We start from the raw sequence: 15212 nt of genomic DNA on the forward strand, positions 1-15212 counted from the left end.
ACTCCAGATCAAAAGATCGCAGCCTGCGGCAGCTCAGGGAGTACACGTTTCACGGGCGTCCACCATCAATCACTTCAACGCCGGATCCCCCATGTTCATTTTCTTCCAGCCTTGCAGCAATACCTGGGCCTTGGGTTCCTGCCCGTTGTCCAGGTAGTACTGGATCAACGACAACCGTGCATTACGATTCGCCGGCTGTACTTTCAACAATCGCTCCAGCTCTTCGCACGCCTCATCGACCTTGCCGCTGTCGTGCAACGCCACCGCCAACACGTAACCGTATTGGGCGTTTTGAGGCTCAAGTTGCGCGGCTTTGCGCAAGGCCTGCATGGCCTGGGCAGATTTGCCCGCGCGCACCAGCGACAGGCCTTGAGTGTGTTGCAGCAGGGCGGCGTCCGGGTGTTCTTTCAGGCTCTGCTCCAGCAGCGCCTGAGCTTCCTGACTGCGTCCGCCCGCCTCAAGCCATTGCACCAGCGTCACCAGCGCCGGGTAGAAATCCGGGTCGCGCTTGAGGGCAGTGCGCAGCTGCGCTTCGACTTCTGCGCTACGACCGCTGGCCTGATAGAGCATGGCCAGGTTGAGGTTGGCTTCGGCGCGTTCGGCCAGGCTCTTCTGGACCTCCTCGTATTGGGCGATGGCCGCATTCCAGTTGTCCTGGGCGCTGCCCAGGCCATTACGAGCCACGCTCAGCAGATCCCGGGCCGCGACAATCCGCACAGCCTTCACCGGGTCGCCCAGTAACGGCGTCAACAGCGGCGCGCGCTCCGGTGGCGGCAGGAACGCGCTGATTGCCCGAACGGCACTTTCACGCACTTGCGGTGCCGGATTGCTCAAGTCCTGGGTGGCCAGTTTCAACGCCTGTTCGCTTGGATACAGCGGCAACTCGGCCAGCAGGGTCGCGCGCTGGATCGCTGGCAGATTGCTGCGCTGAAGCTGCTCGTACAAGGCTTGTGCCGCGCCGGGTTGACCGTTGCGAATCAGCCACAGGCTCTCGTCGTAACGTGGTGCCTGCGCGGTGGTGGTGTTCCAGAGCTTGAATTGCTCGGTGACCTTGTCGCCAGCCTTGCCCTGGTGACAGGTCAGGCAAGCGTCCGGCGTGCCGAGTTTTTTCGCCCGCTCAGGGTTGGGGATGCTGAAGCTGTGGTCATGCCTGAAGTCATTGCCCATGTAGAACTTGCCGGGCATGTGGCAATCCACGCACTGCGAGCCCGGCTGACCCATGGTGTGGCGGGTGTGTTCGATGGCGTCGTAGTTCTTCGCTTGCAGGCCCTTGCCGTCGACACCTTCCACCGAGGTCTTGCCGCCGGTGTTGTGGCATTGCAGGCAGACACCGTTGCCCGGCGCCTTGAGTTCAGTGCTGTGCGGGTTGTGGCAGTTGCTGCAGCGCACGCCCTTGTCGAACATTTTGCTCTGGGCGAAGGAGCCGTGTTCGAACACTTCGTCCTTGATCTTGCCGTCCAGTGCGTACAACTCGCGGGTCAGGGTGCTCGGCAGGTAGTCATCCATCAGGCGCTTGCCAACGGTGAAGCCGTCGCCCAGCGGCGCGCGGCGCGAGTGGCAGCGGGCACAGGTTTCAATTTCGACGGTGGCGTTCTTATCCTTCAGGTCGACGGCAAAACCGGCATGGATCAAGTCACCTTTTTTCGCCGTCCATTCCAGGTGATTGGAGGCCGGGCCGTGGCAAGCCTGACAGCCGACACCGAGGCTGTTCCAGTGACTCTCAAAGGTGTTTTTCGCAGCATCGAAATTGCGCTTGTAACCGGTGGTGTGGCACTCGACGCACATGAAATTGGCGTTCTGGCTCGGTTTGCTCCAGTGCAGCGGATCCTTGAAGTTCACGCCCTGGCCCGGATAGAGGTGAAACCAGCGGTGCTTCTCGGTATCCCAAGCCACGCCGAGGGCTTGCAACCGACCTTCACCGACCTCGATCAGGTATTGCTGCAATGGCGCGATGCCGAAGGTGTAGGCGACCTTGAAGTCGGCATTCTTGCCATCAATGCCGGGGGTGTTGACCCAAAACCCGTCGCCCTTGCGCGAGAAACGGGTGGTTTCGCTTGCCGCTTTGAAGGTGACGTTATTGAAGTCGCCCAGCATCGTCTCGGCATTGGCCTCCTGCATCGCCAATTGGTGATGGGAGCCTTGCCAGTCCTTGACCTGCTCGCTATGGCAGCCCTGACATTGTTGCTCATCGACCATCTTGGCCGGCGACACGGCGACCGGTTGCGGTTTGGCCGGCTGAGCCACTGGAGTGCTGACAGGCGCATAGGTCACAGGGGCCGGTTTGCTGCTGAGCAAAAACCAGCCGATGCCCGCGACGGCCAATAGCAAGACGCCGAGGGTGACGGGAAACAGGTAACGGTTAATCAAGGTCGGTGGCGAATCAGGGTTTGGGTGTACCGCTTTATTTTTATGTTTCGGCATTGCGACTTCCATAGTCCGGGTACGTTTGCCGTCAGGCGCGCGTTCAAGCTCGATGCAGCTTTGCCGGATGGCCGGCGTCTGTCAAATGACGGTTATGATCCGCTGCGCGCGCGTTAGATGAATAGTGTGTTTTTTTCAAACAAACTGCGCTGCATTGGCTATACCTGTAACATCTTTATTCGTACTGATGTCGAGCTACTTACAGGAGTTACAGCATGAAACTAGCGTTAATGATGAGCACTCTGTGCATTGCCTCGATCGGAGTGGTGGGCTGCTCCAGTAAAGTGGTTGAACCGGGTCAGTATTCGGGGTTTCTCAAGGACTACAGCCAGCTCAAGGAAGCCAAGTCACCATCGGGCGCCACGGTGATGCGCTGGATGGACCCCAAACTCGACATCAACAAGTTCACCAGTGTCTACATCGAACCGACCCAGCTCTATCCCAAACCTCAACCGACTGTGAAAATCCCGCAGGCCACCCTGAATGGAATCACCAGTTACTACGATCAGGCCCTCAAGCGCGAAATCGGTAAATCCCTGCCGTTGGCCGCTGGCCCTGGCCCAGGTGTGATTGTGGTGCGCGCCGCCATCACCGCCGTGAGCAGCAAGACCGAAGGCCTGAAGCCTTATGAAGTGATCCCTATCGCCCTGGTGGCAGCGGCGGTGAGCACGGCCAGTGGCATTCGCGATCAGGAAACCGACCTGGCCACTGAGGCGGTGTTTCTCGATGGAGCCAACAATCATGTGTTGGCGCAGGTTGTGCGCAAAGGCACTGGTAAATCCTTGGAAAACGAGTCTCAGGTAATGAAGGCCGATGATGTGAAAGGTGTGATCGATGGCTGGGCCTCCGATCTGCATCAGTCATATTTGAAGCTCAAGTCCAAATGATGCGCTGGGGCTGAATGCCCCATCGCGGGCAAGCCCGCTCCCACAGGGTGTTATGTCGTACCCAAATGTTGTGAACGACACTTAAGCTTGTGGGAGCGGGCTTGCCCGCGATAGCGGTCTCCTTCGCGCCGAATCACTCCCCGACAAACCACCGGAAATACGGATTCCCGCCATCCCCGCGCATCACCTCGCGAATATCCCGGGCCCACGCGTCGCGGTCACCGTCATAAGCATGCAGGCTCGCCCGATAAAACTGCATCAGGCGCTGCTGGTGTGCGTTCATTCGTTCGTTGAAGCCCGCATCGGCGTTCACCAGCACCGACGGCTGACGCAGATCAAGCAAGGCCGGCAGTACCCGGCTGATCTCCTTGGCCCGCACCCACGGCGCATATTCGATCCGCGGCTGATCGTCGGTCACGGGTTGGGCGTCGGCGGCGAAACGTTCCAGGCCTGCACGATCGGTGACCCAGGTCGAGAGCAATGCTGCAGCGGAGCCAATGCCCACGTCCTGCAAGGTGCTGCGCACCGTTTCCTGTTGGAAGCGTTGGCTGATTTTCGCCACATCCAGTTCGATCGGTTCCATCGAGCCCACCAGCAGCATTTCGTGGAATTCGCTGGTCCACAGGGTGGCGTAGGGGAAGACGTCGAGAAAGCTGCGCACCAGTGAGCGCGAATCGTCGATGTTCTGGGTGGGCAGCGGCAACCATTGAGCGACCAGGCCTTGTTTCTCCAGGCGACTGGCGGCCAATTGATAGAAGTCCCGGGAATACAAATTCACCACGCCAGCAGCGGAGGGCGGTGGTGGCTCGAGGGTGATCAAGTCGTAGCGTTGTGGGTTGCGCAGCAATTCCTGTCGGCCATCGTGCAGGCGTACGTCAACGCCGGGGTCAGCGGCCGCATTGAAGTTGCCTTTGAACAACGGCGCGGCTTTGACCACCGATGGCAGCAACTCGGCCACGACACGGTGTTCCAGCCCCGGATAGCGCGTCAGGGCACCCGCGGTGATGCCGGTGCCAAAACCGATCACCAGCGCCGAGCGCGGTTCGCCATTGTGGATCAGCAGCGGCAGCAACGCCTGGATACGCATGTAGCGCAGCGATGGCATGGCGTCGCCGGTGTTGGACACGCCCTGAATGTACAAACGCTGGAACGCTTTCTGCCCCTTGCCCTGAGTGACCACGGCGACCGTCCCACCGCGTCCTTCTTCGTAAAAAGCCAACGTCGCGTTGCGCGCGCCGGGAAGCAGGCTGGCGAGTTTGTTGACTGGCGTAAAAATGGCCATCGCAATCGACAGCAGGCCGACAGCGACCACAGCCTGCCGTCGGCCTTTCTTGACCCCATGACCCTTGCGCACCGCGAAGTAACCAATCCAGGCGGCGACAATCGCCAGCAGGCCCAGGGTCCGGACCAGCCCCAGCCACGGGGTCAGCACAAAGCCACAGAGCATCACCCCGACAATCCCGCCCAACGTATTGAACGCCACCACCGCGCCGACGTCTTGACCGACCCGCTCGCGGCCGACGCTCAAACGCAGGGCCAGGGGAAATGCGGCACCGAGCAGCAGCGTCGGTACAAACACGATGCTCAATGCCGCCACCGCAAACCGTGCACTCATGCCCAGCAGCTCACTCGCACCCAACGACAACACCCAGGTTTCGGCCAGGCTTTGGGCGACCACCAGCCAGCGTCCGAGCAAGGCGATTTCCAGCAGCGCGACGAGCCCGGCACCGGCAATCAGCAAACCGAACACACCCCAGGGATCGCGAATGCGATCAACCCGACGGGCCAGCAGGATGCTGCCGAGAAACAGCCCGGTGAGGTACGTCGCCAGCACCACCGCAAAGGCGTAAGTACGAGTGCTCATGAACTGCACGATGGACTGCGACCAGACCACTTCGTAACCGAGGGCCACGCCACCAGCGATTGAGTAAAGCCACAGGGCAATGCGATCGGGTGCTTTGTTGGCGTGATGCTTTACCGGCGCTTCGTTCGGCAATGAGCGATGGCGTTGAAACCACAAGGCTCCCGCCGCCGCCAGTAGGTTCAGCATCGCCGCGGTCAAGGCACTGCCGCGTACACCGAGGGTCGAAATCAACACAAACGCGGCGAGCAAGGTGCCGGCGATCGCCCCGGCGGTGTTCGCCGCATAAAGCTGACCGCCGGCCTTGCCCAGTTGTTGCGGGTTTGCTGCCAATGAACGAACCAGCACCGGGAGGGTGCCGCCCATCAGCAGCGCCGGAATGCCCACCAGCGCAAACGGCAACACCCAGGCCAGCAGGCCCACATGCTGTTCCAGCCAGGCAAACGGGCTGGCCGCGAGGCTCATGGCAAAGGTCGCACCGACACCGAGCACGGCCACCAGCACTTCCAGCCCTGCATAGAGCAGAACCGGCTTTTGCAAGCGATCGGCCCACCGGCCGAACAACAAACCGCCTAACGCCAATCCGGTAAAAAAGGCGCTGATCCCGGTGGTAATGGCATACACCTCGACGCCGACCACCAGCGACAGCTGCTTGATCCACAGCACCTGATACACCAGCGCCGCGGCACCGGAGATGAACAGCAACAGGGCGGGAATCAGCAACGCCGGAGATTTGATCTGAGTGGCAGGGATGGCCGACGACTTGCTGGCGACACGTGAGGACATTGTGGATTGCCTTGTTCCAATTCAAATAAGCCTGCGACCCTGCCGGCCCCATCGCGAGCAAGCTCGCTCCCACAGGGGTTTGTGTCGCACCGCATATCCCATTGTGGGAGCGAGCTTGCTCGCGATGGGGCCGACGCGGTCTCAAGTCAAAATAGGGCCGCTCGCCGGTGAAGGCGAGCGGCGGTCACGCGGTCTTACTGTGCAGCTTTCATTTTTTCTTCGATTTTTTTGTCTACGGCCGCACGGATCTGGTCAATGCTGAAGCTGGCCGGTTTCTGGCTCGGCGGATACTCGATGAACGTTTGCAAGAACGCCGCTGACTTACCGACCGCTACAGCGGCCAGATAGACGTTCTTGGTTTGCCAATCGTAATACTGATCGGAAACGATATCCGCGCGTTCATACGGGTCCATTCGCAGGTTGAAGATTTTCGGCACCCGCAGGCATACGAACGGCTCACTCCAGACCTTGAAGCCACCCGGTGCGCGTTGTTCGCAGAACACGGCTTTCCAGTTATCGAAACGCATGGACACCAGTACACCGTCGTCGTTGAAGTAGTAGAACTCCTTGCGTTCGCCTTTAGGTTGTTGGCCCGTCAGGTAGGGCAGTTGGTTGTAACCGTCCAGGTGCACCTTGAAATTGCTGCCGCCCGAAGTCGGGGCCCAGCCTTTCAGGAGTTTGTCTTTCACACCGGCATCGCCAGCAGCAGCCAGCAGGGTCGGGAACCAGTCCATGCCCGAGAACATTTCGTTGGAGACTTCACCGGCCTTGATCTTGCCCGGCCAACGAACAATCGCGGGTACCCGGTACGCGCCTTCCCAGTTGGAGTTCTTCTCGTTGCGGAACGGCGTGGTCGCCGCGTCCGGCCAGGAGAACTGGTTCGGGCCGTTGTCGGTGGAGTAGACGACGATGGTGTTGTCGGCGATTTTCAGGTCATCGAGGGTTTTCAGCAGTTTGCCGACATCGCCATCATGCTCAAGCATGCCGTCCGCATACTCGTTGCCGGGCATGCCGCTCTGGCCCTTCATCGAATCGCGCACGTGAGTGAACAAGTGCATGCGGGTGGTGTTCATCCAGACGAAGAATGGCTTGTCCGCCTTGGCCTGTTTCTCGATAAACGCTTGCGCCGCAGCAGTGGTTTCGTCGTCGATGGTTTCCATGCGCTTGGCGGTCAAGGCGCCGGTGTCTTCGATCTTGCCGTCGGCGAAGCTGTGAATCACACCACGCGGGGAGTTGGCCTTGACGAACTCAGGGTCATCCTTTGGCCAGTACGGGCGTTCGGGTTCTTCTTCGGCGTTGAGGTGGTACAGGTTGCCGAAAAACTCGTCGAAACCGTGATTGGTCGGCAGGTATTCATCCCGGTCGCCCAAGTGGTTCTTGCCGAACTGGCCGGTGGCGTAGCCCTGGGACTTGAGTGCCTGGGCGATGGTGATGTCGCGTTTTTGCAGGCCCACCGGGGCACCCGGTATACCGACTTTCGACAGACCGGTACGCAACGGTGTCTGCCCGGTAATGAACGACGAGCGTCCAGCCGTGCAGCTGTTCTCCGCGTAATAGTCGGTGAACATCATGCCTTCTTTGGCAATCCGGTCGATGTTCGGCGTCTTGTAGCCGACCACGCCCATGGAATAGGCGCTGATGTTGGTCTGGCCGATGTCATCGCCGAAAATGACTAGAATGTTGGGTTTTTCAGCGGCTCCGGCAGTTGCCGAAATCGCCATGACCGACGCCGCCACCAGGGCGAGTTTCGGTAGCCACTTGCGTATGCGAGTCATCTGACTTGCTCCTTTGCTCACTTGCGTCGCTCATGCGCGACAAACGTTTTTTGCAGTCCTGCGTTACGCTTTTTTATTGCACGTGCTCGGGTGCGGCGGGCTCGAAGGGATAGATCCGGCGCCATTCGGCGGCCATATCCACGATAGTCCAGCCGCGGGTTTTTGCTTCGTCCAGGGCCTTGTCCAGACGACCGATCCGGGATTGACGGTCGTAGGCCCATTCGCGTTTGGCGTCGGTGTGATGCACCAGACCCATGAAGCGTTTGCCCGGCCCGGCGGCAGTCCACTGCAACATTTGCAGGTCGCCGTCGGAGTTGCCGAACGCGAGGATGGGACGCCGGCCGATGACCGCGTCGATGCTTTCCGGTTTGCCCGGGCCATCATCGTTGTGGGCCAGTTTGGCGGTGCGCAGGATCGACGGTTGGCCGTCCTTGAGCTGGTAGGCGGTGACAAACGTGGTGCCGATCACTTGTTCCGGCGGGATGCCATAGACCTTCTCGGCGAAGGCGCGCATGAATGCGGTGTCGCCGCCGGAGACGATGTAGGTCTTGAAGTCCTGGCTGCGCAGGTAATCGAGCATTTCCAGCATTGGCTGGAAGATCATCTCGGTGTAGGGCTTGCCGGTTTTCGGATGGCGCGCCTGGGTCAGCCAGGTTTTGGCGTAGTCATCGAAGGCTTCGGTGGTCATACCGGTGTGGGTGGCACCGAAGATTTTCAGGATGCCGTCCATGCCCGACTCGCCCAGGGCCTTGTGATCGTTTTCCAGAACGGCCTTGAATGGCTGGGTGGTTTTCCACTCCGGGTGCTGCGGTGCGGTGCGTTTGACCTCTTGTAGGGCGAACAGCAATTCGAAGTACATCGGCTGCTCGCTCCACAGCGTGCCGTCATTGTCGAACACGGCGATACGATCGGCGGGTTTGACGAAGTCCTTGCTGCTTCGATCGGTCACTGCCTGGACGAACTCGATGATGTTCTTCTTCGCCGGGCCGTCGTTCCACGAGGGCAGGGGCTCGCGGGTCTGGGCCAGCGCCGGCAGGCTCAGCGCAAGGGTTAACAGCAGCGTCAGCCCGTATCGGTGGCGCAGCGAAATCGGGTTCGTCATGGGAAATCCTTCTCGTGAACGGGATTGAGTGGACGCAATGCGGGGGCGGCTGATTCTGTGTCGCGTTTGGCCTGACTATGCAGCGTAGCCAAGGATTGCTTGAGGTGGCGCAGCGCCTGGTCTTCGGTGGGTTGACGGCTGTAACAGGCGCGCAACAGGTCTTGCAGGCGGGGGCCAAGGTTCGTCAGCTTCAGGCCCATGCGGCTGCGTCTGGCCCACAGGTACAGTGCGCTCAGCTGTGCCGGTTTGCCGTCGATTTGCGCCGGAATTTGCCGCCAGGCGTAGTCGGCGGATTCCAGCCAGGCGGCGCGTCGGGCGCGGCGTCGGGCCTGCCATTGAAGGTACGTGCGATGGATGAGCGGACGGGAAAACCAGCCGAGCAGCGCCACGGCCACCAGCAGCGCAAAAAGCACCAGCCAGTGCCCGGAGAGATGCACGCGACCCTGCTGACCCAGTTTTTTCAGGTCTTCGGTGATCGAAAACACCGGGCGATACGCACTGTTGGGCGCGGCATCGAAGGTGACGGACGGGACTTGGGCCGTGCGGGTCTGTCGGGTGCTGGCGTCCCACCATTTCAACTCGATCTCCGGCAGGTTGTGGCGGCCTTCGGTGTCAATCCGATAGGTCGCGGTGTCGATGCGCTGGCCGCCGTTGAAGTTGCCGCGACCGTCGTCGAGGTTGCTGATTTGCGCGGCTTTCGGATAGCGGCTCAGGCCGGTGACATCGCCCAGTGACGGCGCTGGCAGCGACATTGCCAGGGCGTCGTCGGCCTGTAGCGTCAGTTGCCGGGTGATGCTGTCACCGACCTTCAGGGGTGTCGCCGAGTTGACGATTTTTTGCGTAAAACGCAGCCCTTGGGCCACCAGCACCGGCTCGCCGGGCTTGAACCCCAGGGGTTGTGTGGCGCGAAAGTGCAGTGGCTGGCTTTGCGCGGTCAACGGCATGCTGGCCTGACCGGGCGTGGCGCGCACCGTCAACGCCGGGATGTCGAAACCCTGGGCCAGATTCGGGGTGATCAGGTAGCTGTAGCGCATGCCATTGAACGACTTGCCGTCGAGCGTCTGGTTCAGATGTTCGGCGTGGCCGTCGGGCGGCATGACCAGTGCGCCGGATAGCTTCAGGTCGGGCAGGATGGGGGCATCGGTGAACCAGCTGTCGGTGAGGACATCGAGTTGCAGTTCCAGCATGCCGCCGACCATGACCGAGTCGGCGGGTTGCAGGCGGGCCTGGATTCGCAGCTCCGGTTCAGCGGCGAACGTGTTCAGACTGATGAGGCAGCACAGCATCAGGAGGCGCATGTTCATGGCTTGCCCGCCGCCTGATCCTGCAAACTGAATTTCTGCTTCAAGAATTTCGCAGGCGACGTACTGAGGTTCTGCAACCACAGCTCATCCGACGCCGCCTGCTCGGTCTCGACCGCTTTGCTTTGTCCCTTGCCCGGTGCCTTGTCCATTTTGATCTCGTCGGGCTTGACCTCGGGTGCGTTCTGTTCGGCGCTTTCGGTGTCTTTCTGCAAGGCGACTGCCAAGGCCAGGTTGGCTGTGGCTTCAGGGAATTGCGCCTGCAACTTCAACGCCTGGGTATACGCAGTAATGGCCTCGCCAAACTTGAAGCGGCGCACGTAAATGTTGCCCAGGTAAAAATACGCCTGCGGTGTTTCCAGGCGGGCAAAGCTGGCCAGTGCAAGGTCAAAATCGGCGGCGTTGTAAGCCGCGATACCTTTCCAGTAGGGATCGACGAAAAGTGCGGCTGCCTGCGGGAAGTGCTCGTGCTCGAAGGCCCAGCGGCCTTGCTGGTCCGGGGTGAAGAAGGCATCGGTCAAAGCATTGGCCTCGGCCGGTGCTGGCTGAAATCCGATGCCCAGTGCCAGCAACCACCCAGCCATCCAGTTCAGGCTCCAACCCTTGCGCACGCTGAAGAAGGCGATCAGCAACAGCGGCCAGCACAGCCAGTAACCGGCGTCTTTCCAGTGCACCTCACGCTGCTCATCGAGGGCATCCTGGAAATGCTGTTGGGCGTGCAGCTCGATCCAGTCCAGGTCGTCATCATTGAGCGTCAGGCTGCCCAACGGTGCATTGACGGCCGACGCCAGTTGCTTAAGTACTGCTTGATCGAAACTGCCGAGTGCCGGACGACCGTTGCTGTCGGTACGTGGCTGGCCGTTGGCGTCGTGGATGATCCCGCCGTCCTCGCTGCCGACGGCCAGAATCAGCACTTGCAGCGCGCTGTCGTCCAGTTGCTTGTCCAGACCACTGAGTGCCGAGATGTCAGCGCCATCGGTGATCAGCAGCAGGGTTCCGGGAGTCTTCTCGGCAATTAACAGGCGTTTGGCTTGTTCGATCACCGCGCCGACATTTTTTCCCGGTTTGCCGATCAGATCGGTGCTCAGGGCCTGAATGAAGATGTCGAGCAGTGCCGGATCGTCCGTCGGCGGCAGTACGAGATGCGCGCTGCCCGCATAGGCGATCAACCCGCTGCGAGCACCGGCACGACGTTGGATCAGGTCATGCAGCTTGTGTTTGGCCGCTTCCAGGCGGCTTGGCTGCACGTCGTTGGCGTCCATTGAGGGCGACAGATCGATGGCGATGATCAGCGGCGCACGGTTTTCCAGAAATGCCGGACGGTCCTGCTCCCAGGTCGGGCCGGCGGCAGCGAGGGCGCCCAGTATCAACAACGCGCAAACCAGGTGCACGGGCCGAAAGCGCTGTTGATCCTGGGGCGTAATCAGCAAATGTGGCAATAAGTGCTCGGCAATGTTGCTGCGTAAACGTCGTTGCACATCGCGGCTGCGGCGCCAAAGCACCAGGAGCAACGCGGCGAACGGCACCAGCAACAGCCACAGTGGACGCAGGAAATGGAAGTCACTGAGGTTGATCTCCATCTCAAGCCTCCTGCCGCTGACGCGCGAGTGTCAGGTGTGGACGGAGCAGGGCGCCCAAGTGGTAGAGCGCGAGCAAACCGATCGCGGCGCCCAGTGGCCACCAGAACAGATCGCGCTTGGGCTGATGGCTGAGGGTTTTCACATGATGCGGGGTGAGCTTGTCGAGGGTGCTGTAGACCTGATCCAGCGCATTGCGGTCCTCCGCGCGGAAGAACTTTCCGCCAGTGGCGTCGGCAATTTGCTGCAACCCTTGAAGATTGACCTTGGCTTCGCCGGAGGCGTCAGGGTCACCGATGCCGATGGTATGAATCACCACGCCTTTGGCGGCCGCCATGGACGCCGCGTGATCCGGGGTGATTGCGCTGCTGGTGTCGTTGCCGTCGGTGAGCAGGATCAGGACTTTTTCCTGTTCGTGGGCCTGGTCGAGCAGTTTCAGGCTCAGGCCGATGGCGTCGCCGATGGCCGTATTGGGCCCGGCCATGCCGATGCCGGTGTCGTCCAGTAACAGCGACAGACTGGCGTGATCGAGGGTCAGCGGCGCCTGCGGATAAGCACCGCTGCCGAACACGATCAGGCCCAGCCGATCATCTTTACGCTTGTCGATAAAGCCATGAACCACGTCCTTGACCGCCGCCAGACGATTGATCTTCTGGCCGTTGGCGTCGGTAAAATCGGTGGTTTCCATGGACTGGGAAATGTCGATGGCCAGCATCAGGTCACGCACCGGTTGCTGGCGCTCGATCGTTTTTTCGACGAACACCGGGCGGGCGACTGCCAACAGCAGTAGCGCCCAGACCAGCAGGTTCAGCAGCAACTGCCAGCGATTGCTGCGAGTCCCGGCCTGGCTGGGTGTCTGGCCGACCGCTCGGCTCATGGCAGCAAAAAACGGTACGCGCACGGCGCTGCGGGCTTCGCGGTAATCGGGCAGGTAGCGGTAGCCGAACCACGGCAGTGGCAAAAGGATTAGCAGCCAAGGGTAATCAAGCTGCCACATGGTGATGCTCCACCCAGTGTTTGCAGGTGTCGAACAGGTGTTGGCGGTGTTCGATCGGCAGGGCCAGTAACGTTGAATCGGGCGCATAGGCCAACTGCGCCAGTTGTTGGCTGAAGTCCGCCGGCAACGGCTGCGAACTGTGCCGCTGCAAGAAGAATTGCCACTCCTCTTTCCCTAGTGCCGCGGGACTCTGTGGGAGCGAGCTTGCTCGCGATGGCGTCAGCTCAGTCGACAGGGATTTTGAATGTGCTAGCCTCATCGTCGGATCGCTGCCCGGAGACAAGCCTGCTCCCACAGGGGTTGTATTCCAATCGGTGGGCATCGACAGGGCTACGCGTTTCAACAGTTCCGGGAGTTCGCGCAAAGCGTTAAGCGGATCATCGCTTTTCTGCAACTCCGCCAACCGCACCAGCGCCTCACGCCGATACCGGTCCCGCCGCCACTGCCAATACCTCCGTGCGCTGACCAGCAAAACGGCAATCACCAACAGGCAGAGCAACACCCACCAACCCCATGTCTGCGGCGCATAGTTGACCGGCGTGGGCAGGGCGATTTCCTTGAGCTGCTCGATGCTCGGAATGCTCGGGTTCATCGCCGACCTCCGCCGACCTTGCCCAGTTCGGCACGCAATTGTTCCTGCGCCTCGGTGGCGGTGCTAAACATCATCAGCGGCACCTGACTGCGTCGCAGCAACGTAGCGACGTCCTTGAGCCGGCCACTGAGAAAATCCCCCAACGGCTGATGAACGCTGCGTTGCTCGACGGCGAGTTCCACCTGTAGCTGGCCTTGAGTGATCAGCAAACGCCCGTTCTTCGGCAGGTTCAGCGCCAACGGGTCGTAGACCTGCATGGCAATCACATCGTTGTGAGCCGCCAATTTCCGCATCAACTGCAAGGTGCGCTCACCGGCACCGGCAAAGTCGCTGACGATGCAAATCAGGTGATCGTGACCGGCCACGGCCAGGCAATGCTGTAAAACCTTGTCGAGTTGGTCCTCACCTTCGGCATCAGGATTGGCTGCGTTAAGCTGCTGATTCTGCTGAACGATGCGACTGCACAGCGCTTCGACGCGCTTACGGGTGCGCAGCGGGGTGATGCTGTCGATGCGTAAATCGTTGAACACCAGGCCACCGACCCGATCTCCCGCGTTGAACACCATCCATGCCGCCAGCGCCCCGAGTTCGGCGGCGATGGCCGATTTGAAGCTGCGTTGCGAGCCGAAGAACATCGACATGCGTTGGTCTACCAAAATCAACGCCGGGCGGTCGCGCTCTTCGGTGAAGGTGCGAACCACCGGTTTGCCGGTGCGCAGCGATGCCCGCCAATCCAGATGACGCAAGTCGTCCCCCGGCTGATAGCGGCGCAACTCATCGAAGTTCAAACCACGGCCGCGCAGGCGCGAGGCATGGTTGCCGGCGAGGAGGCTGCCCTGCGGCTGACGCGCCACAAAACTCAGGTCACGCGCCTTGAACTCCAGCGCCATTAACTGCGCTAACGAGACATAGACCAGACCGTCGACGTTCATGCCGGAATCGCGACTTTGTCGAGCAGGCGATCAAGCACCTGATCAGCCGTCACACCGTCCGCCACCGCGTCATAGCTCAGCTGCAAACGATGACGCAGCACCGGATGCACCACGGCGCGGACGTTATCGGGCGAGACGAAATCCTGCCCCTGCAACCAAGCATCGGCGCGAGCGCAGCGATCCAGGCCGATGCCGCCGCGAGGGCTGGCGCCAATGCTGATCCAGCGGCCGAGGTCGGCATCGTAATCGGCCGGGTGGCGGGTGGCATTGATCAGGCCGATCAGGTAGCGGTCGATCGCCGGAGACACGTGAATGGCGCTGACTTCCCGACGCGCCGCGAAGATCACGTCCTGGGACAGCGCGAAGCCCTGCACCGCAGCCGTTTTGGCGCCCAACGCAAACTCTTCTTCACGTAACAGTCGCAGCACCTGGCTTTCGTTTTCCGCGCTCGGGTAGTCCAGCAAAACCTTCATCAGGAACCGGTCCATCTGCGCTTCCGGCAGTGGGTAAGTCCCTTCCTGCTCGATCGGGTTCTGGGTCGCCACCACGATGAACAACTCCGGCAGCACATGGCTATTGCCGGCCACGGTGATTTGCCGTTCTTCCATGGCTTCCAGCAGTGCGGCCTGAACCTTGGCCGGGGCGCGGTTGATTTCATCCGCCAGAATCAGATTGCCGAACAGCGGGCCGGGCTGGAACTGGATCTCGTTCTTGCCATCGATTTGGTGCAGCACCTCGGCGCCGGTGATGTCCGACGGCAGCAGGTCGGGGGTGAACTGGATGCGGCTCATCTTCGCGTCCAGGTGTTTAGCCAGCGCTTTGACCGTGCGGGTCTTGGCCAGACCGGGCAGGCTTTCGAGCAACAAGTGCCCGTTGGCCAACAGGCCCAGGATGATCTGGCGGATCACCTGATCCTGGCCGAGCACGGCTTCGGCGATGCTGGCCTGCAGGGCGTTGAGGTCTTGGAGTGCAGTCATGGGA

The 15212-nt window shown here is 60.9% G+C and carries 11 protein-coding genes; 1 reads left to right on the plus strand and 10 read right to left on the minus strand.

Annotation, left to right across the window (positions count from 1 at the left end):
* Positions 1-69 precede the first annotated feature (69 nt).
* Positions 70-2421: a tetratricopeptide repeat protein gene (locus ACYZT7_RS14940; protein WP_462041622.1), complete on the minus strand. Its 2352-nt coding sequence runs from the start codon at positions 2419-2421 to the stop codon at positions 70-72.
* 215 nt (positions 2422-2636) lie between these two features.
* Here ACYZT7_RS14940 and ACYZT7_RS14945 point away from each other — a divergent pair, with 215 nt between their 5' ends.
* On the plus strand, positions 2637-3308 hold the full coding sequence (locus tag ACYZT7_RS14945) for a DUF3313 domain-containing protein (RefSeq protein WP_462041623.1): 672 nt from the start codon (positions 2637-2639) through the stop codon (positions 3306-3308).
* Between the two features lie 133 nt (positions 3309-3441).
* On the opposite strand, the gene ACYZT7_RS14950 is transcribed toward ACYZT7_RS14945, so the two are convergent.
* The 9 genes from ACYZT7_RS14950 to ACYZT7_RS14990 form a co-directional block, all read right to left on the minus strand.
* Positions 3442-5955, minus strand: a complete 2514-nt coding sequence (locus ACYZT7_RS14950; protein WP_462041624.1) for a spermidine synthase — start codon at positions 5953-5955, stop codon at positions 3442-3444.
* 194 nt (positions 5956-6149) lie between these two features.
* On the minus strand, positions 6150-7730 hold the full coding sequence (locus ACYZT7_RS14955) for an arylsulfatase (protein WP_462041625.1): 1581 nt from the start codon (positions 7728-7730) through the stop codon (positions 6150-6152).
* Positions 7731-7803: 73 nt separating this feature from the next.
* On the minus strand, positions 7804-8832 hold the full coding sequence (locus ACYZT7_RS14960; protein ID WP_462041626.1) for an HAD family hydrolase: 1029 nt from the start codon (positions 8830-8832) through the stop codon (positions 7804-7806).
* Entirely contained in the window at positions 8829-10136 is a 1308-nt protein-coding gene (locus ACYZT7_RS14965; RefSeq protein WP_462041627.1) for a hypothetical protein, read from the minus strand. The genes ACYZT7_RS14960 and ACYZT7_RS14965 overlap by 4 nt, the downstream gene beginning before the upstream one ends.
* Positions 10133-11713, minus strand: a complete 1581-nt coding sequence (locus ACYZT7_RS14970; RefSeq protein ID WP_462041628.1) for a vWA domain-containing protein — start codon at positions 11711-11713, stop codon at positions 10133-10135. The genes ACYZT7_RS14965 and ACYZT7_RS14970 overlap by 4 nt, the downstream gene beginning before the upstream one ends.
* A 1-nt stretch (position 11714) precedes the next feature.
* On the minus strand, positions 11715-12707 hold the full coding sequence (locus ACYZT7_RS14975) for a vWA domain-containing protein (protein ID WP_462041629.1): 993 nt from the start codon (positions 12705-12707) through the stop codon (positions 11715-11717).
* The gene (locus ACYZT7_RS14980) at positions 12694-13299 is read right to left on the minus strand and encodes a DUF4381 domain-containing protein (RefSeq protein ID WP_462041630.1); all 606 of its coding nucleotides are present in this window, start codon (positions 13297-13299) and stop codon (positions 12694-12696) included. The genes ACYZT7_RS14975 and ACYZT7_RS14980 overlap by 14 nt, the downstream gene beginning before the upstream one ends.
* Positions 13296-14231, minus strand: a complete 936-nt coding sequence (locus ACYZT7_RS14985) for a DUF58 domain-containing protein (RefSeq protein WP_462041631.1) — start codon at positions 14229-14231, stop codon at positions 13296-13298. The genes ACYZT7_RS14980 and ACYZT7_RS14985 overlap by 4 nt, the downstream gene beginning before the upstream one ends.
* A complete protein-coding gene (locus tag ACYZT7_RS14990) occupies positions 14228-15208 on the minus strand; it encodes an AAA family ATPase (protein ID WP_462041632.1) in 981 nt (326 codons plus the stop codon). The genes ACYZT7_RS14985 and ACYZT7_RS14990 overlap by 4 nt, the downstream gene beginning before the upstream one ends.
* Positions 15209-15212: the final 4 nt, after the last annotated feature.

The sequence above is a fragment of the Pseudomonas sp. RT4P38 genome (assembly GCF_054897765.1).